This is a genomic window from Shewanella sp. BC20, assembly GCF_003129585.1.
Classification (GTDB): domain Bacteria; phylum Pseudomonadota; class Gammaproteobacteria; order Enterobacterales; family Shewanellaceae; genus Shewanella; species Shewanella seohaensis.
Genome location: NZ_NHRI01000025.1, coordinates 13,465 through 39,736, shown reverse-complemented (window position 1 = coordinate 39,736; position 26,272 = coordinate 13,465). Strand labels below are relative to the sequence as shown.

General features: G+C 47.8%; 21 protein-coding genes. 15 read left to right on the top strand and 6 right to left on the bottom strand.

Translation table 11 applies throughout. The features are described from left to right. Positions 1-64 precede the first annotated feature (64 nt). The 4 genes from CBX96_RS19505 to CBX96_RS19490 form a co-directional block, all read right to left on the bottom strand. Positions 65-3,121: an efflux RND transporter permease subunit gene (locus tag CBX96_RS19505; protein WP_109287788.1), complete on the bottom strand. Its 3,057-nt coding sequence runs from the start codon at positions 3,119-3,121 to the stop codon at positions 65-67. Then, positions 3,118-6,381: an efflux RND transporter permease subunit gene (locus tag CBX96_RS19500; protein WP_109287787.1), complete on the bottom strand. Its 3,264-nt coding sequence runs from the start codon at positions 6,379-6,381 to the stop codon at positions 3,118-3,120. The genes CBX96_RS19505 and CBX96_RS19500 overlap by 4 nt, the downstream gene beginning before the upstream one ends. Before the next feature lie 12 nt (positions 6,382-6,393). After that, positions 6,394-7,470 carry an efflux RND transporter periplasmic adaptor subunit gene (locus CBX96_RS19495; protein WP_109287786.1) on the bottom strand — a complete coding sequence of 359 codons (1,077 nt, stop codon included), beginning with the start codon at positions 7,468-7,470 and terminating at the stop codon, positions 6,394-6,396. A gap of 294 nt (positions 7,471-7,764) precedes the next feature. Further along, positions 7,765-9,051 (bottom strand): citrate synthase, encoded by a 1,287-nt coding sequence (locus CBX96_RS19490; RefSeq protein WP_011622409.1) that lies wholly within the window; start codon positions 9,049-9,051, stop codon positions 7,765-7,767. 416 nt (positions 9,052-9,467) lie between these two features. On the opposite strand from CBX96_RS19490, the gene sdhC reads away from it, so the two are divergent. From sdhC to CBX96_RS19440, 10 genes are all read left to right on the top strand, one after another. Continuing rightward, positions 9,468-9,863 (top strand): succinate dehydrogenase cytochrome b556 subunit, encoded by a 396-nt coding sequence (gene sdhC, locus CBX96_RS19485; RefSeq protein ID WP_011622410.1) that lies wholly within the window; start codon positions 9,468-9,470, stop codon positions 9,861-9,863. Continuing rightward, positions 9,857-10,204 carry a succinate dehydrogenase, hydrophobic membrane anchor protein gene (gene sdhD / locus CBX96_RS19480; RefSeq protein WP_011622411.1) on the top strand — a complete coding sequence of 116 codons (348 nt, stop codon included), beginning with the start codon at positions 9,857-9,859 and terminating at the stop codon, positions 10,202-10,204. Before sdhC ends, sdhD begins: the two co-directional genes overlap by 7 nt. Continuing rightward, on the top strand, positions 10,205-11,971 hold the full coding sequence (gene sdhA, locus CBX96_RS19475) for a succinate dehydrogenase flavoprotein subunit (protein WP_011622412.1): 1,767 nt from the start codon (positions 10,205-10,207) through the stop codon (positions 11,969-11,971). It abuts the gene before it with no gap. 11 nt (positions 11,972-11,982) lie between these two features. Further along, on the top strand, positions 11,983-12,690 hold the full coding sequence (locus CBX96_RS19470) for a succinate dehydrogenase iron-sulfur subunit (RefSeq protein ID WP_011622413.1): 708 nt from the start codon (positions 11,983-11,985) through the stop codon (positions 12,688-12,690). Between the two features lie 214 nt (positions 12,691-12,904). After that, positions 12,905-15,724 carry a 2-oxoglutarate dehydrogenase E1 component gene (locus CBX96_RS19465; protein ID WP_109287785.1) on the top strand — a complete coding sequence of 940 codons (2,820 nt, stop codon included), beginning with the start codon at positions 12,905-12,907 and terminating at the stop codon, positions 15,722-15,724. Between the two features lie 48 nt (positions 15,725-15,772). After that, complete coding sequence (gene odhB / locus CBX96_RS19460) at positions 15,773-16,969, top strand: 2-oxoglutarate dehydrogenase complex dihydrolipoyllysine-residue succinyltransferase (RefSeq protein ID WP_109287784.1); 1,197 nt, start codon at positions 15,773-15,775, stop codon at positions 16,967-16,969. 118 nt (positions 16,970-17,087) lie between these two features. Then, entirely contained in the window at positions 17,088-18,254 is a 1,167-nt protein-coding gene (sucC, locus tag CBX96_RS19455) for an ADP-forming succinate--CoA ligase subunit beta (RefSeq protein ID WP_011622416.1), read from the top strand. Then, positions 18,254-19,126, top strand: a complete 873-nt coding sequence (gene sucD, locus CBX96_RS19450) for a succinate--CoA ligase subunit alpha (RefSeq protein ID WP_011622417.1) — start codon at positions 18,254-18,256, stop codon at positions 19,124-19,126. Before sucC ends, sucD begins: the two co-directional genes overlap by 1 nt. A 381-nt stretch (positions 19,127-19,507) precedes the next feature. After that, a complete protein-coding gene (gene rnk / locus CBX96_RS19445) occupies positions 19,508-19,915 on the top strand; it encodes a nucleoside diphosphate kinase regulator (RefSeq protein ID WP_109287783.1) in 408 nt (135 codons plus the stop codon). Between the two features lie 49 nt (positions 19,916-19,964). Beyond that, entirely contained in the window at positions 19,965-20,462 is a 498-nt protein-coding gene (locus CBX96_RS19440; protein WP_109287782.1) for a GNAT family N-acetyltransferase, read from the top strand. 91 nt (positions 20,463-20,553) lie between these two features. Here the strand turns inward: CBX96_RS19440 and fur are convergent, their stop codons facing one another. Further along, a complete protein-coding gene (gene fur / locus CBX96_RS19435) occupies positions 20,554-20,985 on the bottom strand; it encodes a ferric iron uptake transcriptional regulator (protein WP_011716738.1) in 432 nt (143 codons plus the stop codon). A 256-nt stretch (positions 20,986-21,241) separates the two neighbouring features. On the opposite strand from fur, the gene cobB reads away from it, so the two are divergent. From cobB to corA, 4 genes are all read left to right on the top strand, one after another. Next, positions 21,242-21,988: a Sir2 family NAD+-dependent deacetylase gene (cobB, locus tag CBX96_RS19430; RefSeq protein ID WP_109287781.1), complete on the top strand. Its 747-nt coding sequence runs from the start codon at positions 21,242-21,244 to the stop codon at positions 21,986-21,988. Between the two features lie 11 nt (positions 21,989-21,999). Further along, positions 22,000-22,449 (top strand): ATP-binding protein, encoded by a 450-nt coding sequence (locus CBX96_RS19425; RefSeq protein WP_109287805.1) that lies wholly within the window; start codon positions 22,000-22,002, stop codon positions 22,447-22,449. A gap of 236 nt (positions 22,450-22,685) precedes the next feature. Then, complete coding sequence (locus tag CBX96_RS19420; protein ID WP_109287780.1) at positions 22,686-23,048, top strand: hypothetical protein; 363 nt, start codon at positions 22,686-22,688, stop codon at positions 23,046-23,048. Between the two features lie 125 nt (positions 23,049-23,173). Then, positions 23,174-24,121, top strand: coding sequence for a magnesium/cobalt transporter CorA (corA, locus tag CBX96_RS19415; RefSeq protein WP_086904051.1), 948 nt, complete (start codon positions 23,174-23,176; stop codon positions 24,119-24,121). A gap of 73 nt (positions 24,122-24,194) precedes the next feature. On the opposite strand, the gene CBX96_RS19410 is transcribed toward corA, so the two are convergent. After that, complete coding sequence (locus CBX96_RS19410) at positions 24,195-25,457, bottom strand: HD-GYP domain-containing protein (RefSeq protein WP_109287779.1); 1,263 nt, start codon at positions 25,455-25,457, stop codon at positions 24,195-24,197. 116 nt (positions 25,458-25,573) lie between these two features. Between CBX96_RS19410 and CBX96_RS19405 the strand changes: the two genes are divergently transcribed. Then, a complete protein-coding gene (locus tag CBX96_RS19405; RefSeq protein WP_109287778.1) occupies positions 25,574-26,269 on the top strand; it encodes a 2OG-Fe(II) oxygenase in 696 nt (231 codons plus the stop codon). Positions 26,270-26,272: the final 3 nt, after the last annotated feature.

The window sequence follows — 26,272 nt, the reverse complement described above, 5'->3', positions numbered from 1 at the left end:
TTGATGCAAGCCAGCCTTTTATTTTTCAAGTGTGATGCAAACTTATATCGCAAACATCAATTAACTATACCGTCCAAGGTAAGAGTTTTTGGGCGATGCGGTTTGATTCACCTAGGCGCACCGCGGCGCGATAACGCATTCTGTAGAGCAGTTGGTAGCACAAGGGAACCAAATACAGACTCGTCACCGTTGAGAACGACAAACCGCCGATAATGGCAATGGCCATCGGTGAGTAGGGGGGGCCGCCTCCACCGATTTGGGTTTCGCCCATCGCCAGTGGCACAAGACCCAGCACCGTCGTTCCTACCGTCATTAGCACAGGGCGCAGACGGGTAATACAGACTTCACGTATGGTATCTGACAGCTTATCGAGTTCAGGCGTCATTTGGTTGATTTGGTCGACCAATACGATGCCGTTATTCACCACAATCCCCATGAGAATCAAGATCCCTATCATGGCCATGACTGACATAGGCGTGCCTGTGAGCAGCAAAGCCCAAAAGACGCCAGTGATCGAGAACAGAATCGAGGTGATAATCGCCGTCGGTAATAATAAAGATTCAAACAGCGCCGCCATTACGATGTAAATCATGGCAATAGCAAGCAGCATATTGATAGCCATGACGCTCTGATCTTCATCCTGACGCTCAAACCCACCGCGCAGCGAATAGTTATAACCATTCGGGAAGCGCACGTTTTCCATCACCTGTTTGATCTTCGTTTGGGCCTCCTCTGTGGTGAGTTTGTCTAAGTTCGCGCCGATAGAAAGCGAGGTTTGGCGATTGTAGTGCTTGATGGTATCGAACCTAGGTAAAATCTCGATACTAGCAAGGTTATCAAGGGTATACAGGCGTTGGTCGATACGCACGATGGGCAGTTGCTTTAGCTTTTCAAGGGATTTTTGCCATTCCTTCTCATAGGCCATTTCGATACGCAGTTCCCCATTGGGATCGTGCCTAAATGAGCGCAGCGGTGAGCCGCGCAGGGCCATTGAGATGCTAGAGGCCACTTCGTTGAGTTTTAAATCCAGTCGTGCCGCCATCTGCCGATTAATGCGGATCACCACTTCCTGCTGCGCGCCGTTCACTTCGGAGCGCACATCCACTAAGCCTTTGATATTGGAGAGCAGGGGTAATACTTGCTCACTCAAATGGATAAGCTCTGAGGTGGAGCGGCCTGTGAGCGTGACACGCACGCCCGAGTTATCATTACCCCAGCCAAATTGAGGTTTCGCGATGGAGAATTTAGGAAAACCGCTGCGGATTTTCTTCTTTAACTCATCCAGTGGCATAGGTAGGTCTTTTTTCAGCAAAATCACCGAAGAGGCGTCGTCAGGCGCATAGTAGCTATACACTGAGTCGATATGGAATTCCTCTTTATTATTATAAAGATACTCTTCCATTTGGCTCACCATCGCTTCGGTCACATTGAGATTATGGCGACCTTCTACTTGGTAGTTGATGTAAATCCGCTCCTTGCTTTGGCTGTCCTCCTGATCTTGTTTGACCATCGACAGCGGCAGGGCGGTGGAGACCAAAATGGCCACCGAAATTAGGCCAGAACGCCAAGGGCGCAGCAGCACCCAATTGAGACTACGGTTGTAGAAGTTTTGCAACTTACCCGGTGCTTTCTCTGGCGCGATATCGAAGTGAAACTTAGTCAACATCAATGGAATTAATGTTTTAGCCACTAACAATGAGGCCGCCAGCGAAATACAAATCGCAATCGCCACATGCTCAAGGAAGATGGTCAGCTCGACTTTTACCCCGAAGATATTGGGTAAAAACACGATAGCCGTGGTCATAGTGCCTGCAAGTACGGCAAGACTGACCTTATCGACCCCTGTCATGACCGCGTTTTCATTATCCTCTGCGCTATTGGTGGCTTTGCCTTGCTTCTCCTGCAGCACACTCTCGGTGACCACTACAGCGTTATCGATCAGCATACCGACCGCCAATAACAGCCCCATCATCGACAGAATGTTTAAGCTGTAACCCAGCAGGTACATGGCGGCCAGTGTCATTCCAATCGAAATAGGAACTGATGACACCACAATCAAGGTCATCTTGAAGTTTCTCAGGAATAAATACAGCACGATAAAAGACAGCAAGGCGCCGATTAATCCCGACAGCAGCAGATCCGAGAGGGAAGATTTTACCCCAGAGGCTTGATCTTCCATGATAAACAAGCGGATACCTTGGAATTGTTGATCTTGCTTGGCAAGCTCAATCACCTTTAATACCCGATCAGACACTTCCACTAAGTTGGCGCCGGATTCTTTAAACACATCCAGACCTACGGCGTAATGCTTATCTAAGTGACGACCTTCGACCCGTTCCGGTAGCGCAAATTGCACATCGGCAACGTCACCTAAGGTCAGCCCTGGTAATAATACTAGCGCTTTAATGTCCTCTAAATTACGAAATTCGCCCTTAGGAGACACCTGATAAACCAGATTACTTTCCCTTAAGGTGCCAGCGCTGAGTACAAAGTTTTCGCGGCCGAGACGTGTCTGTAACTCGGTTGCCGAATAGCCACTGGCGGCGAGGCGGTTGGCATTGATCCTGACCTCAATCTGCTTTTGCTCAACCCCATAGAGATTGACCTTAGACACCCCTTCAACCCGTTCCAGCGGGCGCTTAAGCTGCTTATCAAGCAAATCGAATGCGCCAGAAAGCTCGCGGTCGCTCGAAATCCGTATGGTCAATACCGGCATATCAGCGGTGGAGAATTGGCGGATAAACACCCGCTCAACATCCTTAGGCAATAAGTGTCGCACCGCATCGATTTTTTCCCGCGCTTCTAAGCTTTTAGTCGCAACGTTTTCGCCCCATTTCATATTGATTTCGATTTCAGCGCCTTCTTGGGAAGACTCAGATTCGAGCTCATCGATACCGCCCATAGTGGCGAGGGACTCTTCGAGCACCTTAGTGATATCGCGCTCGACTTCCGCTGGGGTTGAGCCTTTGTAAGGCACTTGCACCACGATTTGCGGAATATCGATGCCAGGGAACATTTCGAGCGGCAATAGGCGGCTTGAGGCCAGACCAAACAGCAAGATAGCAAAGAAAAACATGCTGGTGGTGACTGGGCGTTTTATCGCTAAACGGGTGAGGTTCATAGGCGAGCCTCCGCGGTTTCGGCCGTGTTGTCTTGCGCTGTGGCGGTATGTTCAAACTTTTTACGGTCAAACAGGGCATAGAGTACAGGGATAACAATCAGGGTCAACAGGGTCGAGAGGCTCAGACCAAAGATCACGGTAATCGCCATCGGTGCGCGGACTTCTGAGCCATCGCCTAAACCTAACGCCATTGGCAGCAAACCTAAAGTGGTGGTTAAGGTGGTCATCATAATCGGGCGCAGACGGGATTTGGCCGCGACCTTAATGGCCTCAAGCTTGTCCACGCCTTCGGTGCGCAGCTGATTAATTCTATCTACCAGTACGATGGCGTTGTTGACCACAATCCCCGCGAGCATGATAAGGCCGATAAACACCACCACACTCAAATGGGTTTGGGTGATATAAAGACCAAGCACGCTACCTGCCAGCGCCATCGGCACGGCGAATAAAATTAGCAGCGGATGTAACAGTGATTCGAATTGACTCGCCATCACTAAGTACACCAGGAAAACCGCCAGGATCAGCGCAATCTTCAGTGATTGGAATGAATGCTCCATTTCCTCATTTTGTCCACCAAAGCGTGCTTGAACCGAGGCGGGCAACACCTGTGCAGACAGAATTTGCTGCGCTTCGGCCACAGCATCACTTAAGTCGCCATAGGCAAGGTTGGCCGACACTAAGGCCACCCTTTGTTGGCTGATGCGGTTAATCGCCGAGGGGCCTAATTGCAATGACACTTCGGCCACGGCGCTTAGGGCAATCGGTTGCTGGCTGTTCGGGTTGATGATTAGCGCATCGATATCACTGATTTGATCCCGCTCATCCAGTTCGCTACGCACTAAAATATCAATTTTGCGGTCGCGGACTGTGTATTGGCTGGCGACTGTACCGCCAACGCGCTGGGCAATACGATTGGCGACTGTGGGCGCATCCATGCCTAAGGCGGCTAAACGAGCATGGTCGAAGCGAATGCTGAGCTCTGGCTGACCATCACGCAGGCTGGTATTCACATCGGCAAAGCGATCGGAGGCGGAAAGCGCCTTAACCAGATTATCGGCACTGCGCTTAAGCAAGTGTAAATCGTAGCCCGAAAGCTCAATCTCCAATGGGGTTTTAAAGCTAAAGAGTTCAGGTTGCTCGATTTTAGCTTCCAGCTCAGGGATGCGGCGCGCGGTATCACGCAGCACTTGTGTTACCTGATGGTAAGCTGTGTGATCGCTCAGTACGACCTGTAAACGCCCCCAGTTTTCACCGCCTCTGGCGGTATCAGAGGTCATTAGGCCGCCGCTACCCGCTTGGCTGTAGGCATGTTTGACTTCGGGTCTGTCTTTAATCGACATCGCGAGTTGTTGCAGTACTTTGTCTGTTTCACCGACGGCAGTGCCAGGAGGCAACAGGATCTCCACATAAAACTCCCCTTGGTTCATCGGTGGGATGAGCTCCATGCCAAGGCGGGGGAGCAAGCTAATACAGGCGCCAGTGATCCCTATGGTTAGCAACAAAGTGGCGACTTGTTTACGTAGCGCCATCGCGAGCAGTTTGTGATAAACCGACTCGATAGCGTGGTAAACAAAGTTAAAACCACTGCTGAGCGGGCGCATCACTAACCCGAGCAGCCAAGAAAAGAAGCGACCAATGACTAACGCTAAAGTCAGCAATGCACTTGGTAAGTAGCTAAAGATCAACACAATCGGGAAGGAAAATACCGTCGCACTATAGTGTTTTAACTTACCGAGCTTAGTAGTGGGTTTCTCCTTCGGGGTCTTCTTGATGAGTTCGGGCAGTGCTGTAAAGCCTTCGCGGGAGGCCAACATTGGAATTGAGGTTAATGCCACCAAGAGTGATGCGAGCAAGGCAAAGGTCACTGTGAGGGCTTGATCAGAGAATAGGGCGCCCGCAATACCATCGACAAATACCAAGGGGACAAACACTGCAAGCGTTGTCATGGTCGAGGCGAAAATCGCGCCCGCCACTTCTTTAGTCCCTGTAACAGCCGCATCTAACTTGTTCATGCCTTCGCTACGGCAGCGGTCGATGTTCTCCAGCACCACAATGGCGTTGTCGACCAAGAGACCGATAGCGAGCGCAATACCGCCTAATGACATGATGTTTAAGCTGATATCGGCAAAATACATCATGTTAAAAGTAGCAATCACCGAGAAGGGGATGGAGATTGAGATGATCAGCGTCGGGATAATATTGCGCAGGAACAGGTAAATCACCAACATAGACAAAATGCTGCCCATCAACGCAGATGAGGTGACTTCACTTACGGCACTCTCAATAAACTCGGACTGGTCGTAAATCACTTCCAGTTTGTTTTGCTTAGGATCTTGGTTGATTTTGACTAGCTCATCGCGCAGTTTTTTAGCCACCGCGACCGTGTTGGCATCGCCTTCCTTATAGATAGCCAGTTCAATTGACTCTTGGCTGCCGATACGGGTGATGTCGCTACGCTCTTTAAAGGCATCGGTAATGGTCGCAACTTCAAATAGACGTACTAAGGTCTGTGCATCGCGATAGACGATGACTTGCCCTAGCTCTTCCAATGAATTGAATTGGTTAAGGGTACGAACCAGATATTCGCGGTCGCCTTGGATCACTTTACCCGCAGATAAGTTGATGTTTTCCTCGTTGATGCGGCGTTTAATGTCGTCGGCATTCAAATTGAGCTGGGATAATTTTTCCTGATTGAGCTGAATATGCACTTCCTGCTCTAAGCCACCGGATAAACGCACCGCAGCTACACCTGAAAGGGCTTCTAAACGGCGTTTAAGTTCTTCCTCGGCGTAGGTACGCATCTGCTTGAGTTCGGCCTCCGATGCATTAGGGACTGACAGCGCGAGACGCATGATAGGGTCTAGGTTGGGGTTAAAGCGCAGTAATAATGGCTTTTTAACATCCAGTGGCAGGGCGATAGTATCGAGTTTTTCACGCACATCGAGGCTCGCCATATCCATAGTGGTGCTCCATTCAAACTCGAGTACCACATCGGACATGCCAGAGCGGGAGATTGAGCTTATCTTACGCAAGCCTTTCACTACACCGACGGCTTCTTCAATGGGTTTTGAGACCAGTTGCTCCACTTCAACGGGCGCAGCACCGTCGTACATGGTTCTAATGGTCAAGGTGGGGTAGCTTAAATCGGGTAGGAGTTTTACTGCTAAGCGCGAAAACCCCACCATACCGAATAACATAATGGCCAGCATGAACATCCATACCGTGACTGGCCGTTTAACTGAGGTGCTGATGATTGACATGAAAGACTCCTATCAGTTCTTCGCTGAGGCCAAATCGAGTGGGGTAATGACTTCAACTAAGGATTGGTCTTTCAAATTTTGCTGGCCACGTGTCACGACTTGCTCGCCGGGTTTGAGGCCGGAGACCACTTCCACCGCGTCGCCTTCACGGTAACCAATTTCGACTTCACGGCGATTGGCGCGATGGTCTGCGCTCGTGCCGTCAATCACATACAGGGCTTGCTTGTTGTCTTGGTTGATCAGGGCACTGTAGGGCACAGTGATCACATTTTCATGGGTGTCATACTTCAATTCGACCCGAGTGAACATACCGGCCTTTAAATGGGCATTCTGATTCGGTACGGCTAACGTCACTTTAAAGGTGCCGCTCTGTGGGTCGACCACTGGGCTTATCCGCAATACTTTCGCGTGGATAGCGTTTTTGCTCTGTTGATTACTAAAGACTTGGGCTTCTTGGCCTAAACGCAGGCTGGTTAATTGCTGCTCGGGTAAATGCACAATCCCGTGCAGTTCGTCTTGATTGACGATATAAAACAGATCCCCAAACTCCTTCGCCATGTTACCGGCCTTCACATAACGTTTAGCAATAATTCCATTGATAGGGGAAACCACATGGCTTTCTTTGACTTGTAGTTCGGCAAGATCGCGTTTGGCGATAGCGGCCTGTAGGTTGTACTCAAGTTTGGCCATCGAGTCGGCACTGATAAACTCTTTGTTGCTCATTTTCTTTAAGCGGTTTAACTCTTGCTCGATGATTTTCACTTCGGCTTCGGAGCGGTCGAGATCGTATTGCTGACGTTTAGCATCGATAACCGCAAGGATTTGGCCTTTTTGTACCCGGTCACCTTCTTCGACATTAATGGCTTCGATAAGGCCGGCAATGCGGCTAACGACGTTGGCTTCCTGCGGAGCTTCGAGGGTGGCCGTAGTGCTATAAAACGAAGACACATTACCCTGCAGTACGGTAGTGGTTTCGACGGGGATGGCATATTGTTCTTCTTTTTTAGCCACTTCCTCTTCGCCGCATGCCGCTAAAATTGACACTAACAGCACGGGTAGGGCGAACTTAGCAATTTTTGACTTTTCCATAAGAGTATTACCTGTTGTCATTTTTGTGATGCCATCTTAAAGCGAAAAACATGCCAAAATTAAAAATACATTAATTTCAGTAAATTAACTTAAAATTATGAGATTGTGGATTAGGCAAACTTACTAAATGTAGCTAAAAAGTTTAAAAAGTGATGAGAAATGCTAAATAAGCTTTGGTTGAGTGGCTGAGAGATTGGCTATTGTGCTAGCGGGGCTGATGAGAGGAGAGAAAGGCGGGGATAAAAAATGCCAATAAAAAAGCGCCCAGAGGGCGCTTTTATCGATAAATGCAGTTTAGCGTTTATCTTGGCTAACGAAGTCACGCGCAGTCTCGCCAGTATATAGCTGACGTGGACGGCTGATCTTGTGACCTGGTTGATCCAACATTTCTTTCCAGTGAGCAATCCAACCCACAGTACGTGCTAATGCAAACAGTACAGTGAACATGCTAGTTGGAATACCAATGGCTTTCATGATGATGCCAGAGTAGAAATCGACGTTTGGATAGAGTTTCTTCGAAATGAAGTACTCGTCTTCCAGTGCGATACGCTCAAGTTCCATCGCAACATCTAATAATGGATCTTGTACTTTCAGTTCTTTTAACACTTCGTGACAGGTTTCACGCATGACTTTGGCACGTGGGTCAAAGTTTTTGTAAACACGGTGTCCGAAGCCCATCAGACGGAATGGGTCGTTCTTGTCTTTCGCACGGGCGATGAATTCAGGAATACGGTCCACTGAACCGATTTCTTCTAACATTTGTAGACAAGCTTCGTTCGCGCCGCCGTGCGCAGGGCCCCATAGAGAAGCAATACCCGCAGCGATACACGCGAATGGATTCGCGCCTGAAGAACCGGCTAAACGTACGGTTGACGTTGACGCGTTTTGTTCGTGATCCGCATGTAGAATGAAGATACGGTCCATAGCACGTTCAACGATTGGGTTTACCTTGTACTCTTCACAAGGAACAGCAAACATCATGCTTAAGAAGTTGCCTGCGTAGCTTAAGTCATTGCGTGGGTAAACGAATGGCTGGCCAGAAGAGTACTTGTAGCACATAGCGGCAATCGTTGGCATTTTGGAGACTAGGCGATAAGCGGCGATTTCGCGGTGGCGAGGATCGTTGACATCGAGTGAGTCTTGATAAAATGCAGACAATGCACCAGTGACACCACATAACATCGCCATAGGATGAGCATCACGACGGAAACCTCTAAAGAAGAAGGCGAGTTGCTCATGAACCATAGTGTGGGTTTTTACTGTGTGTACAAATTCAGCATATTGCTCTTTCGTCGGCAGTTCACCGTAAAGCAGCAGGTAACACAGGTCTAAGTAATCTGAGTCAACGGCGAGTTGCTCGATTGGATAGCCGCGGTGTAACAATATACCTTGATCGCCATCGATATAGGTAATTGCAGATTCACAGGAGGCTGTCGCGAGAAAACCTGGATCAAAAGTGAAGTAACCCTTGCTGCCAAGTTTACTGATATCGATTACGTCAAAACCAGCGGATCCTTGCTTTACTGGCAATTCTATCGAGTCGTTCCCTGGTAATTCTAATTTGGCTTTTAAATCAGCCATACCCCGTTCTCCTTACTTCGTTCTTATCTGTGAGTGCGGCATGTCAAACCGCCATTACTTTACAGCCATTCTAGATCACATTTCAATTTAAATAAGCGTTTAAATTTGTTAGACCATGGTATAAATCTCTTTACTTTCCTTGGTGCAGCTGGCACTTAGGTGAAAATATCCTTAAAAAAACAAAATTTGCATTCTGTGATGTTTGTATTTGACATTTCGCGCGAGTATACTTGCCTCCGCCTAATAATGGCTGCAAACGATGATGTTAAAGCACCCTTTATTTACATGTTAAATAGGTGAGTGTTCAAATAGTTATCTGTTTGTTTAAACTTTGCTTTTGTGTTTACTTTTGCCCTGATTTACCCCTTGGTTTAAAGTTTGTACAAAAGCGGTTCACATAACAAAAAAAATGCTCAATGGAGCTGAGTGAGCAGAACGTGAAAAAGCAAAGACCTGTCCATTTAGATCTGCAGACCATTCGCTTTCCTGCAACAGCGATTGTGTCAATTCTTCACCGTGTATCCGGTGTCATCATGCTATTCGCTGTTGGCATTCTTATTTGGTTGCTAAATTCATCTTTAGCCTCCGCTGAAAGTTTCGCAGGCGTACAATCTCTGTTTGATAACTTCGTTGTGAAGTTCATCATGTGGGGCATTTTGACTGCACTGGCTTATCACTTATTCGGTGGCCTACGCCACTTAGTAATGGATACCGGTCGTTGGGAAGAGTTGGCTTCGGGCACCGCCTCAGCGAAAGCTGTATTTGTACTGACGGTAGCCTTTTCAATTTTAGCGGGGTTATGGGTATGGTAACCAATGCAGCAAGTTTTGGACGCAGTGGTGTTCATGACTTTATTCTACTACGCGCTAGTGCAGTAATCCTCGCCTGTTACACCATTTTCATGGTTGGCTTTATTGCATGTAGTTCCCCTCTCACCTATGACGTTTGGCACGGCCTGTTTAGTGCTCTGCCAATGAAAGTGTTTACCCTGCTTGCGCTGGTTGCACTGCTTGTTCACGCCTGGATTGGTGTATGGCAAGTATTGACGGATTACGTCAAGTGCACTTCGTTACGCGGTGTTTTACAGTTCACCTTCGTCGTCACCGTCTTTTGTTATCTGGCGGCCGGCATTGTTATTGTGTGGGGTGTCTAAGTGAGTATTCCAGTACGTGAGTTTGATGCTGTAGTGATTGGTGCCGGCGGTGCCGGTATGCGCGCAGCATTACAGATTTCTAAAGAAGGTAAGAGCTGTGCGCTTTTATCTAAAGTATTCCCAACCCGTTCTCATACCGTATCTGCGCAGGGTGGTATCACCGTTGCGTTAGGTAACGCCCATGAAGACCATTGGGAACAACACATGTACGATACCGTAAAAGGTTCCGACTTTATCGGTGACCAAGACGCTATCGAATTCATGTGTCAAACAGGTCCAGAAGCCATTATTGAACTCGAGCACATGGGTTTACCCTTCTCTCGTTTCGATAACGGTAAGATTTACCAACGTCCTTTCGGTGGTCAATCTAAAAACTTCGGTGGTGAACAAGCGGCGCGTACCGCTGCAGCAGCAGACCGTACTGGTCACGCACTGCTTCACTGCTTATACCAACAGAACGTTAAACACAAAACCCAAGTGTTTTCTGAGTGGTATGCCCTCGATTTAGTGAAAAACCAAGACGGTGCCATCGTAGGTTGTACTGCGATTGAAATCGAAACCGGTGAAATCGTTTACTTCAAAGCCAAAGCCACTGTACTCGCGACTGGCGGTGCTGGTCGTATCTACGCATCAACCACAAACGCACACATCAATACCGGTGACGGTGTTGGTATGGCAATGCGTGCTGGTGTTCAGATGCAAGATATGGAAATGTGGCAATTCCACCCAACCGGTATCGCTGGTGCGGGTGTACTTGTGACTGAAGGTTGTCGTGGTGAAGGTGGTTACCTGCTGAACAAAGACGGCGAGCGTTTCATGGAGCGTTATGCACCAAACGCCAAGGACTTAGCATCTCGTGACGTGGTAGCACGTTCTATGATGACTGAAATCCGTGAAGGCCGTGGTTTAGATGGTCCATTAGGCCCACACTGCTTGCTGAAACTCGATCACTTAGGTAAAGAGACCTTAGAAGCCCGTCTACCAGGCGTGTGTGAACTTTCTCGTACCTTCGCGCATATCGATCCGGCCGATGGTCCGATCCCAGTACTGCCAACCTGTCACTATATGATGGGTGGTCTGCCAACTAAGGTGAGCGGTCAAGTTATTCGTAAGAATGACGACGGCAGCGAGCAAGATGTGGTTGGTTTATTCGCAGTAGGTGAAATTGCCTGTGTGTCCGTACACGGTGCTAACCGCTTAGGCGGTAACTCTCTGCTCGACTTAGTGGTCTTTGGCCGCGCTGCGGGTCAACACTTAGGTAAAGCACTCGATGAGACTGCGGATCCAAAAGATGCGACCGATGCGGAAATTCAAGCGACATTAGCACGCTTAAACCGCTGGGAAAGCAACAAGTCTGGCGAAGACCCAGCGCAAATCCGTAAAGATTTACAACTTTGCATGCAATTAAACTTCTCTGTATTCCGCCGTGGCGATGCAATGGCAGAAGGTTTAGAGCAGTTAAAAGCTATCCGTAAGCGTTTAGAAAATGCCAAGTTGTCTGATAACTCTCGTGAATTCAACACTCAACGTATTGAATGTTTAGAGTTAGACAACCTGATGGCGACGGCAATTGCCACCGCTTATGCTGCTAACTTCCGTACAGAGAGCCGTGGTGCTCACTCACGTGAAGACTATTTAGAGCGTGATGATGATAACTGGTTATGTCACACCCTGTTTGACCCTGTGACTGAAACCATGGACCGTCGTGCTGTGAATATGGCGCCTAAGTTACGTGAAGCATTCCCGCCGAAGAAACGTACCTACTAGGAGTTGCAAAGATGAAATTGGAATTTGCAGTTTATCGTTACAATCCTGATGTAGATACAAAACCTTACATGCAGGATTACAGCCTTGAAGTGGCTGAAGGCTCTGACATGATGGTGCTTGATGCACTGATCAAGTTAAAAGAACAGGACCCAACGTTAGCGTTCCGTCGCTCATGCCGTGAAGGTGTTTGCGGTAGTGACGGTGTGAACATGAACGGTAAAAACGGTCTGGCTTGTATTACGCCAATCTCTACCTTCAAAGGTAAGAAGTTGGAAATTCGTCCACTGCCAGGTATGCCAGTCGTACGTGACTTAGTGGTTGATTTAACTCAGTTCTACAAGCAGTACGAGAAGATCAAGCCGTTCCTCATCAACGATGAGAAGATGCCTGCCCGTGAACATTTACAGTCACCTGAACAGCGTGCGCATTTAGATGGTCTGTACGAATGTATCATGTGTGCATGTTGTTCTACGGCTTGTCCATCGTTCTGGTGGAATCCTGATAAGTTTATCGGTCCTAGCGGTCTGCTACACGCTTACCGTTTCTTGATCGACAGCCGCGATACAGCGACAGAAGAACGTCTTTCTGAGCTGGACGACGCCTACAGCGTGTTCCGTTGCCACGGCATCATGAACTGCGTTGACGTCTGTCCAAAAGGACTTAATCCGACTAAAGCAATTGGTCACATTAAGTCAATGCTGCTTAAGCGAGCTGTGTAATGCGAGAACCCGAGCTTAAATCAATAATAATATAGCTCTCGAAGAGTCACTTTCTGGGTATAGAAGGTGGCTCTTTTGTGTATGTAATGGAAGACAACGCGCCGTGAAATCTGGATATCTAGGGGCGGCAAAATTTATGCGTCGAAGGTAATCGCTTGAGATTGCATATAAAAACTATGGCTAAGCACGTGTATAAAGTTTGAAAGGAATAGCAATGCACCAAGGCATCATGAAAGCCTGGCTCGAATCATCTCACTTAAGTGGTGCAAATTCGACCTACGTAGAAGAGATGTATGAAGCCTATCAAGAAGACCCACAGTCAGTCTCTGACGATTGGCGTGCGGTATTTGATAATCTCCCTCCGGTGAACGGTGCTTCTAAAGACGCGCCTGAAGCGGCTCACTCCAAAGTACGTGATTATTTTCGCAGTTTAGCGATGGACGGACGTCATAAGAGCGCAGCTCGTGTGACCGATCCTGAGTTGGATGCTAAGCAAGTTAAAGTGCTGCAGCTGATCAACGCCCACCGTTTCCGTGGTCACCAAGGGGCTAACCTCGACCCGTTAGAATTGTGGAAACGTGAACCTGTTGCCGATTTAGATCCCGCATTCCACGGTCTGACCAAAGAAGACATGGAACGTGAGTTCAACACTGGCTCGTTCGCCCACGGCGGCGAAACCATGAAGCTGGCTGACTTAGTCAAAGCGCTAAAAGCCACTTACTGTGGTTCGATTGGCGCCGAATACATGCACATTACCGATACCGATGAGAAGCGTTGGATCCAACAACGTCTCGAACCATCTTTAGGTAAAGCCAACTACGATAAAAGCGTTAAGACCCGCATTCTCGAAGGCCTAAATGCTGCTGAAGGCATTGAAAAATATTTAGGCGCTAAATTCCCTGGTGCAAAACGCTTCTCGTTAGAAGGTGGCGATGCGTTAGTTCCTATGATGCGCGAAATCATTTACCGCGCAGGCGAAGCGGGTACTAAAGAAATCGTAGTCGGTATGGCTCACCGTGGTCGTTTAAACGTACTGGTGAACGTGTTAGGTAAGCGTCCAGCAGAACTGTTTGACGAGTTCGCCGGTAAGCACGCCGATACCCACGGTTCAGGCGACGTAAAATACCACCAAGGTTTCTCTTCAGATTTCGAAACGCCGGGTGGCAACGTGCATTTAGCACTGGCCTTTAACCCATCACACCTTGAAATCGTTAACCCTGTGGTTATGGGCTCTGTCCGTGCTCGTCAAGACCGCCGTGGTTGTAAAGACGGTTTACAGGTGATGCCAATCACGATTCACGGTGACTCTGCAATTGCTGGTCAAGGTATCGTGCAAGAGACATTCAACATGTCTCAAACCCGTGGCTTTAAAGTGGGCGGCAGCATCCGTATCGTTGTAAACAACCAAGTTGGTTTTACAACGTCAAACCACTTTGATGTGCGTTCAACTGAATACTGTACTGACATCGCTAAGATGGTTCAGGCACCGATTTTCCACGTGAACTCTGACGATCCAGAAGCCGTTGCCTTTGTTGCTCAGCTTGCTGTTGATTACCGTAACGAGTTTAAACGTGACGTGGTGATTGACTTAGTGTGTTACCGTCGTCATGGCCACAACGAAGCTGACGAGCCAAGTGCAACTCAGCCATTGATGTATGCCAAGATCAAGAAACACCCAACGCCACGTAAGATCTACGCTGACAAACTGATCGCTGAAAACAGCATCGGCGCTGATGAAGTGACCAGCATGATCAACACCTACCGTGACGCCTTAGACCAAGGTGACTGTGTGGTGAAAGAATGGCGCCCAATGACACTGCACACAGTGGATTGGACTCCTTACATTGGCCGTGAGTGGGACGAAGCGTATCAAGCATCTCTGCCACTGGCGCGCTTACAGAACCTAGCTGAAAAACTAAGCTACGTGCCAGAGAGCCACCCATTGCATTCACGCGTTGCTAAAATCTATGGCGATCGCGTTGCTATGGCGAAGGGCGAGAAGTTACTCGACTGGGGCTTTGCTGAAACCTTAGCTTACGCCACGATTCTTGAAGACAAGCAACGTGTTCGCATTACAGGTCAAGACTCTGGCCGTGGTACTTTCTTCCACCGTCACGCGGTTCTGCACAACCAAAACGATGCGACAACTTACTTACCACTGCGTAACTTGTCTGAAGACCAAGGTCCAATCGACATTACTGACTCAGTATTGTCTGAAGCATCAGTATTAGCCTTCGAATACGGCTATGCGACAGCGGAACCAGGTGGTCTGGCGATTTGGGAAGCCCAATTCGGTGACTTCGCTAACTGTGCGCAAGTGGTTATCGACCAGTTCCTGTCGTCTGGTGAGCAGAAGTGGGGCCGTTTATGCGGTTTGACCATGCTGTTACCACACGGTTACGAAGGTCAAGGTCCAGAACACTCAAGTGCCCGTTTAGAGCGTTTCTTGCAGCTGTGTGCTAACCACAACATGCAAGTGTGTGTGCCATCAACGCCAGCACAGGTTTACCATATGCTGCGTCGCCAAGTGGTGCGCCCAATGCGTCGTCCACTGGTGGTGATGTCACCTAAGTCATTGCTACGTCACCCATTAGCGGTTTCTACCATGGAAGAATTGGCTAATGGCAGCTTCCAAAACGTGATCGGTGAAATCGATACGTTAGAAGCGAGCAAGGTCGATCGCGTCGTGTTCTGTAGCGGTAAGGTATACTTCGAGCTGCTGGAAAAACGCCGTAAAGAAAACATCAATAACATTGCAATAATCCGTGTCGAACAGTTATATCCGTTCCCACATGAAGAAATGGTTGCAGCCTTAGCTGACTACCAACATGTGAAGGATTTTGTATGGTGTCAGGAAGAGCCGCAAAACCAGGGTGCTTGGTACTCTAGCCAACATCACTTCTGGGCTGCTATCCCAGCGGGTGCAAAACTGACCTACGCTGGCCGTGAAGCATCTGCTGCACCAGCCTGTGGTTACCCAGAGCTGCATGCTCACCAACAAGAATCTTTAGTGAACAGTGCCCTAAAGCTGTAATAGCTAAGACTGTAGTAATAGACATTTTATAAAAAAGGATCGTTTTTCATGAGTATCGAAATCAAGGTACCCGTACTGCCAGAATCTGTTGCCGATGCAACTATCGCCACTTGGCACGTAAAAGTGGGTGAGCAAGTTTCTCGTGATCAAAATCTGGTTGATATTGAAACTGACAAAGTCGTACTGGAAGTGGTTGCACCAGAAGATGGTCACATCGGTGAGTTCCTGTTCCAAGAAGGCGACACCGTTCTGGGCGAGCAAGTGATTGCTAAGTTCATCGCGGGTGCGGTTTCTGGTCAAGAAGTGACTAAAGCCGAAGCTGAAGCTGCTGCACCTGTTGCCGCTGCTGCAACTGAAGAGTCTAACGATGCATTAAGCCCATCAGTACGTCGTTTACTGGCTGAGCACAATGTTGATGCGAGCAAAGTGAAGGGCACTGGTGTCGGTGGCCGTATCACTAAAGAAGACGTTGAAGCCTTTATCAAGTCTGCGCCTAAAGCGGCTGCTGCCCCTGCGGCTCCTGCGGTACAACCACTTGCTGCGGGTCGTAGCGAGAAACGTGTTCCAATGACTCGTTTACGTAAGACTATCGCTAACCGTTTATTAGAAGCGAAAAACTCTACTGCAATGCTCACGACGTTCAACGAAGTGAACATGAAGCCAATCATGGATATCCGTAAGCAGTACCAAGATATCTTTGAAAAGCGCCACGGTATCCGTTTAGGTTTCATGTCTTTCTACGTGAAAGCGGTAACTGAAGCGCTGAAACGCTTCCCAGAAGTAAACGCGTCAATCGACGGTGACGATATCGTTTACCACAACTACTTCGACGTCAGCATCGCGGTATCAACGCCACGTGGTCTGGTTACCCCAGTACTGCGTGACACCGATACCATGAGCCTAGCTGATATCGAAAAAGCAGTCCGCGATCTGGCGATCAAAGGCCGTGATGGCAAGCTGACTGTGGCTGATATGACTGGCGGTAACTTCACTGTGACTAACGGTGGTGTATTCGGCTCTCTGATGTCTACCCCAATTTTAAACCTGCCACAAAGCGCGATTTTAGGCATGCATGCCATTAAAGATCGCCCAATGGCCGTGAATGGTCAGGTGGAAATCCTGCCCATGATGTACCTAGCTCTCTCATATGACCATCGTATTATCGATGGCCGTGAGTCAGTTGGCTTCTTAGTCGCCATTAAAGACTTCTTGGAAGACCCAACTCGTCTGCTACTTGACCTATAATCTAACGCGCTAAACGATTAAGTTTAACCTGTTAGTTAAAGACAAGCGTCAGACATACCCTCGTGACTGGCCCCGTGGGGCCAGTTGGATTTGATTAGAAGTATACGGATAGATCATCATGAATTTGCATGAGTATCAGGCAAAATCCCTATTTGCCGAATATGGTTTACCAGTGTCAGAAGGTTTTGCCTGTGATACAGCCCAAGAAGCTGTAGAAGCGGCAGGCCGTATTGGCGGAAATTTATGGGTTGTTAAGTGTCAAGTACACGCAGGCGGCCGCGGTAAAGCGGGTGGCGTTAAAGTCACTGGCGATAAAGAAGAAATCAGAGCCTTTGCCGAACACTGGTTAGGCAAAAATCTGGTGACTTATCAAACTGATGAGAAAGGTCAGCCGGTTGCTAAAATTTTAGTAGAAAGCTGCACCGACATCGCTAACGAACTGTACTTAGGTGCAGTCGTTGACCGCGCTACCCGTCGCGTAGTGTTCATGGCGTCTACCGAAGGTGGTGTTGAGATTGAGAAAGTGGCAGAAGAAACGCCAGAACTCATTCACAAAGCGATCATCGATCCACTGACTGGTCCTCAACCATACCAAGCACGTGATCTTGGCTTCAAACTGGGCTTAAACCCAACTCAAATGAAGCAATTCACCAAGATCTTCATGGGTCTGGCGACTATGTTCGTTGATCACGATTTCGCACTGCTGGAAATCAACCCACTGGTTATCACCACTGAAGGTAACCTGCACTGCTTAGACGGCAAAATTGGTATCGATGGTAACGCACTGTTCCGTCAACCAAAAATCAAAGCAATGCACGATCCATCACAGGATGACGCCCGTGAAGCTCACGCTGCAATGTTCGAGCTGAACTATGTTGCGCTGGACGGAAACGTGGGTTGTATGGTGAACGGTGCTGGCCTAGCAATGGGTACTATGGACATCGTTAACCTGCACGGTGGCAAGCCAGCTAACTTCCTCGACGTAGGTGGTGGCGCGACTAAAGAACGTGTTGCTGAAGCATTCAAGATCATTCTGTCTGACAGCAATGTGAAAGCCGTTCTGGTTAACATCTTCGGTGGTATCGTACGTTGTGACATGATCGCAGAAGGTATCATTGGCGCTGTTAAAGAAGTTGGCGTTAAAGTGCCAGTTGTAGTGCGTTTAGAAGGTACTAACGCTGAATTAGGCCGTGAAGTATTAGCTAAATCAGGTCTTGATATCATTGCAGCTAACAGTCTGACTGATGCGGCTGAGCAAGTAGTTAAAGCTGCGGAGGGCAAATAATGTCTGTATTAATTAACAAAGATACCAAGGTAATCTGCCAAGGCTTTACCGGTGGTCAAGGTACTTTCCACTCTCAACAAGCTATCGATTACGGTACGCAAATGGTTGGTGGTGTATCTCCAGGTAAAGGCGGTACTGAGCACTTAGGTCTGCCAGTGTTCAACACTGTGAAAGACGCTGTTGCTGCTACTGGTGCAACCGCTTCTGTTATCTACGTTCCAGCTCCTTTCTGTAAAGACGCTATCCTCGAAGCTATCGACGGTGGTATTGAGCTGATCGTTTGTATCACTGAAGGTATCCCAACACTGGATATGCTGGAAGTGAAAGTGAAGCTAGAAGAAACTGGCGTTCGCATGATCGGTCCAAACTGCCCAGGTGTTATCACCCCAGGTGAATGTAAGATTGGTATTATGCCAGGCCACATCCACTTAAAAGGTAAAGTGGGTATCGTTTCTCGTTCTGGTACGCTGACTTATGAAGCGGTTAAGCAAACTACTGACGAAGGTTTCGGCCAATCTACTTGCGTAGGTATTGGTGGTGACCCAATCCCAGGCACTAACTTCATCGACGTATTGGAAATGTTCCAAAACGATCCACAGACTGAAGCCATCGTTATGATCGGTGAAATCGGTGGTACTGCTGAAGAAGAAGCGGCTGCTTATATCAAAGCTAACGTGACTAAACCTGTTGTTTCTTACATCGCGGGTGTAACTGCTCCTGCTGGTAAGCGTATGGGTCACGCGGGTGCGATCATTGCTGGCGGTAAAGGTACTGCTGCTGACAAATTTGCTGCATTAGAAGCAGCGGGCGTGACAACTGTCCGCTCGTTAGCTGATATCGGCAAAGCGCTGCGTGCTAAAACCGGTTGGTAATCTAACCGTTAACACACGAAAAGGCGCCTAAGGCGCCTTTTTTATTGCGTGTCTGTTAGCCAGTGCCGAGCAGTAAAGTGTGATAATGGGACAAAGCTAACATCGTGCAGGCTAGCATTTTTATTTACAAAGGGTTAGATTGGGCTTCTCTACCAAACGTCATCACCTGATGGACGTGTGAATGCATTAGTAGAGCCACAACCCTAAGCCCTGCGCTTATGGCACCACGGCTGTTCAGCAATACATCTTGTACTTAATTACCACGCGATTGCGGCATTTAGCTGCGAGCGTATTTTTTTATTGGTTTATCCCATTGGGGGAGGATAAGCCCACAGCAGATGTTTAACCCTAAGGGACATCTATTTACACGAGGGAAAGACTGTGAAAACACCAAAGATCATTATTTCAGAAATCGATTTAGAAAGACTCGAGCGTCTACTGGAGTCATTACCAGCCAACGCCTTTCCGGGACGCGCGGCATTGGAGGCGGAACTCGACCGAGCCGATATTGTGCCCGCCGCGCAGATGCCCGGTAATGTGGTGACGATGAATTCTGAGGTGAAATTTAGTGTGTCCTCCAGTGACGACACCTTCTGTTTACGGTTAGTTTATCCCAAGGATGCGACGGGTGAGGGTACGATTTCCATTCTTGCACCCGTGGGCAGTGCCTTATTGGGCTTATCCCAAGGGGATGAAATCGAATGGCCAGGCCCTGGTGGCACTATGGTCAATGTGCGTATCGAAGAAATTATGTATCAGCCAGAGCGTAGCGGTGACTTCCACCGTTAATCACAGCACTTGCTGTGAGTGTCTAGAGGGCAATATGAAGGAAGCCAATATGATTATACAGACAGAGCGTTTAATACTCAGACCATTTACCGAGCAGGATGTCGATGCCCTCTACTTGATGAATAGCATTCCTGAGATGCTTAAATACATTCCTGTTGCGCCGTTTACTGCTCCAGAGCAGGCGCGGGAGTTGTTCCATAACGTGATTTTGCAGGATTATCAGCAACGGGGATTCGGCCGCTGGGCCGTCGAGCACAAGGCTGATAAGAAGGTGATTGGTTTTTGTGGACCTAAGTTTATTCCCGAATATAACGAAGTCGAAATTGGCTATCGTTATTTTCCCGAGTATTGGGGCAAGGGGATTGGTACCGAAGCAGCTCAAGCTGCAATCAGTGTGTTCCCGCAGTTTGGTATTACGCAAATCATTGCATTGATCCTAGAGGGTAACATTGGCTCTGAGAGCGTTGCTAAACGCATAGGCATGCATTGGCGTGAACCTAGTGAGTTTATGGGACATAAAGTGAATGTGTACGCGAAGGTGCTCTAACTGTGCCTGAGCATTTCAATAAAAAACCAGCCTAGATGGCTGGTTTTTTATTAGGTGTGTCTGGTTAATATCCTGATTGAGCTAAATCTGCTTACTCGTCGTTATGATCGCACTTGTCGTTGGTGCAATGACCGTACAAATATAAGCTGTGGTTAGTCAGTTTAATGTTGTACTTGCTGGCGATTTCGTCTTGACGACGTTCAATTACTTCATCTGAAAACTCAATCACTTTGCCACAGGAGAGGCACACTAAGTGATCGTGGTGGTGTTGAGTCGATAACTCGAATACCGCCTTGCCACTTTCGAAGTGGTGGCGAGATACGATACCGGCATCATCAAACTGGTTTAATACACGGTAAACTGTTGCCAGACCAATTTCTTCACCTAAATCGAGCAGTTTCTTATATAAGTCTTCTGCACTGATATGTTGGTTTTCAGGTCCTTGCATCAGTTCTAGGATCTTGACTCGTGGCAGGGTGATTTTCAAACCGGCTTTTTTTAGCGCTTGATTTCCATCTGTCATTGCTAATCTCTTGATTGCAGAACCAATAGGTTCATCCGTGGATAGTGAATGCCATTATAGGGGGTCAAATTAAAAACTTAAACCTTTGTTCTCGCTTTATGGGTCTATATGCAGATAAATTGTGTCACTTAGCGCGAAATTGCAATAAATTGCGGCAATTCAAGCATAGTTTTTGTAAGGTTATACCAAGGAATAATGTTCACGACGCGCAAATGTCGGGACAATGGACAGAATAATTACAATAAAAGGAAGCGGTATGTACCAGCATATTGTGGTGTTAACTGGCGCGGGCATTTCTGCCGAATCGGGATTACGTACCTTTCGCGATCAAGATGGTCTATGGGAAGAGCATCATATTGAAGACGTGGCCACTCCCGAAGGTTATGCCCGCGATACCGAACTGGTTGAGCGATTTTATAATAGCCGTTGGGAGCAATTGCACAGTGGCACAGTGATGCCTAATGCGGCGCATTTGGCGTTGGCTAAGCTAGAGGCGGAATTTGCCGGGCAATTATTGATTGTGACCCAAAATATTGATGATCTACATGAACGAGCGGGTTCTCGGCGCTTGTTGCACATGCATGGCGAATTATCCAAAGGTCGCTGCCCACGCTCTCGCCAAACTTTCTTATTAAGAGAACCCTTCGGCCCCAATAACTGTTGTACCTGCTGTATTCCCGCGCAACGATTACGCCCCCATGTGGTGTGGTTTGGCGAGATGCCGCTGGGGATGGACAGAATTCACGATGCGCTCGATAACTGCGATTTATTCATTGCCATTGGTACGTCGGGCACTGTGTATCCAGCGGCAGGGTTTGTCGATACGGCCAATCATCATGGCGCACAAACGGTGGAAGTCAATTTAGTCACCCCCGATAGACACAGCCAGTTCCAATATCATTTAACCGGTAAGGCGGGGGATTTGGTGCCTAAATTGGTCGATACCATACTCGCAGGCAAAGTGATTGGCTCAGATTTAGCCGAGTCCGATGTAAAAGAATGAGCAACGAGCCCATGACGCAAAAACTGGCGATTATTATGCGGGGATTACCGGGCAGCGGTAAATCCCATTGGGTCGAGCAGTTTGTGGCCAATCTACCGTTAGAAGAGGCGATTCGCGTTCGCCAAGGCGGCATTTTTTCGACCGATAGTTTTTTCTACGAGGGAGAGGAGTATCGATTCGATGCGAAAAAACTCTCCGAATACCATCAACGTAATTTAACCGCGTTTATTCATGCGCTCAGTAGCGCTCAGCCTATCGTTATTTGTGATAACACTAATCTTTGCCGCTGGGAGTACATGGCCTATGAGGCGGCTGCGAAAGCCTTAGGTTATCAAGTGCGTATCGTACTGGTAGGGGAGCCTTCAGCGCGCGCGCATCAACAACTGTGCGCCGAGCGTAATCGTCATGGTGTGCCGCTAAGTCAAATACGGCGTATGGCAGCGCAGTTTGAGGCATTCTAGGTGTCTCTTAGTCGCCTTGAGCTGGCGTTTAGCGTGTCACCGTTTTGCATGACTAGACTTTCAATTGACTCGATTTTTGAGGTTAGATGTTAACTTGTCATCTTCTGCTGTTAGTCTGATATTGAAATATTCAGTTATGTCGCTGCGATATTGTGTTGCATAAGCTTGATCTTAATGACAGTTTCGCATTTCAATGTCGATTATAATCGGTTAAGTCCCGCCCTCTGGAGTGTCCCTTGTTAACAAAACTGCTACTCACATTAGCCGTTATCATTATGGCGATTTTACTGCTGGCCAATCGGCGTCCTAAGCAGGCGTCTGCCACTTCGGTAAATCTTCTGCCGATGCCGAGTCTGTGGCGCCGTTACGGCATGCGTGCAGCATTTTTACTGCTGGGGCTGAGCCTTTTAAGCTACAGTGTGTGGTACTGGTACGATCAACATAAAGTCGTGACTGTGACGATAGTGTCTCCAGCTGGTGTGTTATCCGGCGTGTACAAGGCGCATAAAGGGGATATCTCGGAGGCCAAAATGGTGACGATTGAGGGGGTACACATTCGCTTTTCTAATGCGGAGCGGCTAGAAATTCTCGAAGACTAATACAGATTTATTTTATGAATTTATCGCTCCCGCCTTTTCATTACTAAGTTATGCGTTAAACTAGCGACAATTTTTTAGCCTGCACTTAAGTGGACTTTTTGCTTAAGTTTTTTTCAGGAGGACACATGATTACTGCCTATGTCTACGAAAACCGTCAACTGACGGTCACTGAGATTAACACACAAGACAGTATTCCGGCGTCGACCATATGGTTGGATCTCTATAAACCTGATGATGCAGAGCGAGAATGGTTAAGTCGTTTTTCCGTTGAAGAAGTGCCTGACGAAGAAGATATCAACGAGATTGAGGCTTCGGCGCGTTTTTATCAAAACAGCGACGGCTTACATATCAATTCGTTATTCCCCCAGCGAGTGGGGCAAGACGTTCGTGGGGTAAACGTTTCCTTTAACCTGCGGACGAATTTCCTGTTGACCATACGTGAAGAGGATGTCGGCCTGATCCGTTTGTTGCGTAACTACTTACGCCTTGGTCGGTTAGAAGTCTCAACTCCGCAGGAATTGTTCCTCGAACTCTTTAATCTGAAAGTGGATTATCTCTCCGACTTGATTGAGGACGTGTATACGGTTCTTGAAAATGTGGGTGAGCAAGTGTTTGATAATGATGAGCTGGACGATGTATTTAAACTCATCACTTTGCAGGAAGACTCGAACGGTAAAATTCGCTTAAGTTTGCTCGATACCCAGCGCTCGCTTCGTTATATGCAGCGGTACTACCGCGGGCAATTGTCCGATGAACATTTAAAAGACTTGCGCGAAATGCTCTCGGATATCGAGTCGTTAATGCCCCACAGTCAGTTTATCTTCGATAAGTTAAACTTTTTGCTCGACGCCGCCATGGGTTTCAGTGGGTTACAGCAGAATAAGATCATTAAAATCTTCTCGGTTGCGGCTGTGGTTTTTCTGCCGCCCACGCTGATTGCCAGCAGCTATGGGATGAACTTCCATGGAATGCCTGAGTTAGGTTGGCAATATGGGTATCCGATGGCGATATTGATGATGCTCGCAAGTGCTGCGGGAACCTATTTCTTCTTTAAGCGCAAACACTGGCTCTAATCGCGTGTATTGGCGTGGATGCAAAAAAGCCGGAGTACTCCGGCTTTTTATTGGGCGAATGAATCCCTTTGGTTTATTTACGGCTATCGCCACCAAAGTAGTAACTCACGCGTTCACGTGGATTGAGGTATTCATGCACTTTTTCGGGGAGTGCCGCGGGTGGCAGGCAACGGACAATACTGATCCCTTCGACTTCTAGATCGACAATTGGCGCCTGATCTTTAGGCACGAGCGCATCGTACACAAGGATTTTCGGGCACAGTAGCTTTTGCAGATTGACCGACATCACCATGGCATATTGACCGCTCGACAACTCCACCACACTTCCCGGCGGATAAATGCCCAGCATTTTGATCATCTTGCCAATATATTCCTGATTTAATTTGGTTTTATATTGTTTATATAAATAGCCTAAGGCAGCGTAGGGCATGCGCGCCTTGCCCTGATTACTCGGATAACAAAGCGAGTCGTACTCGTTCACGACAGCGAGCAGCTGGGAGATTTTATCCAGTTCTGCTTCCTTTAATCCCTTGGGGTAACCTGTGCCATCGAGATACTCATGGTGATTGGTGATAGGAGCGAGCGCCGCCTCGGGGAAATTCTCGGCGAGCTTAAGCAGTTCAATCCCCAGCAGCGGATGTTGTTTGATAAAATTTAGCTCTGGCGCGGACCAAGGTGTGGTCTTTTTCAAAATCTGCGGCGGCACTTTGAGTTTACCGACATCGTGAAACAGTGCACTTAAGCCCACCAATTCGATTTCACTACGGTCCCACTCCATTTCTTTGGCGATAAGCATTGAGAGTATGGCCACGTTTAGCGAGTGGTAGTAAATGCTCTCATCTTGCTTAGCATCGCTCATTAAGTGCAGGACGAGGTTATCGGAGTTCAGTAGTTGCTCGACTATGGTATGCACTAAATCCTTGGCATCATCCACGGCGTTGAGCGGGCGATTACGAAGTTTGGCGATAAGGCTGCGCATCATAGCAACCGAGCGGGTAAAGTTTTGCTCGGTTTTGTGAATATCGCGGCGCAGCTTTTTTTGTACTTCGATTTGTTCGGCTTTATAGATATCCATATCGTTTTTTAAACTATGGATATCTGCGCTAGGGGGAATTTTAATGGGATTGACGGCCTCAGCGGCCAAAGGCGTGGTTTCGCTACGCTCTAAATCAACAATTACGTGTTCAATACCAAGGTTTTTAATTAACTCGATCTGCGCAGCTTGCTTGATATGAAAGCTACTGAATAAAAAAGGATGATCTTTCCAGGCCACGGGTAAACGCACAAAATTACCCACCTGTAATTGATGAACTGAGACTTTACAGCTTTTTTTCATATTCTTGTTATCGTGAAGCCAATGGAGTTATTTTATATCAATGATGCAGCTTTACAATTACTTAACTAACGTGTCAGCATAGTAAGAGTACAAAATAGCCGAAACACTGAGCCAATATGGATTTTATCGAAGTATACCCTAATGCTATCCCCGATGACTTATGTGATCGTCTCATTCTTGCATTTGAGCAACATTCAGGTGTGGTTGATGGCCAAACGGGTAATGGGGTCGACCTCGAGAAGAAGATCAGCCGAGATCTTACCTTAGATAATTTTGCCGATTTACAGCCCCTCAAAAATGAGCTGTTATCCTATACCCTCAAGGGCGCCGCCGACTATTTTACTCAATATTCCATGGCGTTAATGGGCGCGGTATCAGTGTCTGTGAGTGACGAGCAAGGCCAAGCGGTAACCTTAACCCCGAATAATTTTGAGCGCTTAGGTCAGCCAAGAGCCGAAGCCTTAGTAAAATATTTGTACCGCAGTGGCAGTATTAATATTCAAAAATATCAAAAGAATAAAGGTGGGTATCCCCACTGGCATTCGGAGCAGTTTCCCCAGCTAAACCACAATGAGGCGCTGCATCGCGTCGTGCTGTATATGTTCTATCTCAATGATGTGGAAGAGGGCGGAGAAACGGAGTTTTATTATCAGCAGCGTAAGATTTCACCAAAGAAAGGCACTATGGTGATTGCGCCGGCAGGTTTTACCCATTCCCATCGCGGCAATATGCCTATCAGTAATGATAAATATATTGCCACGTCGTGGGTGATGTTTAACCGCGCCGAACAGTTATACGCGGTATATAGCTAACGG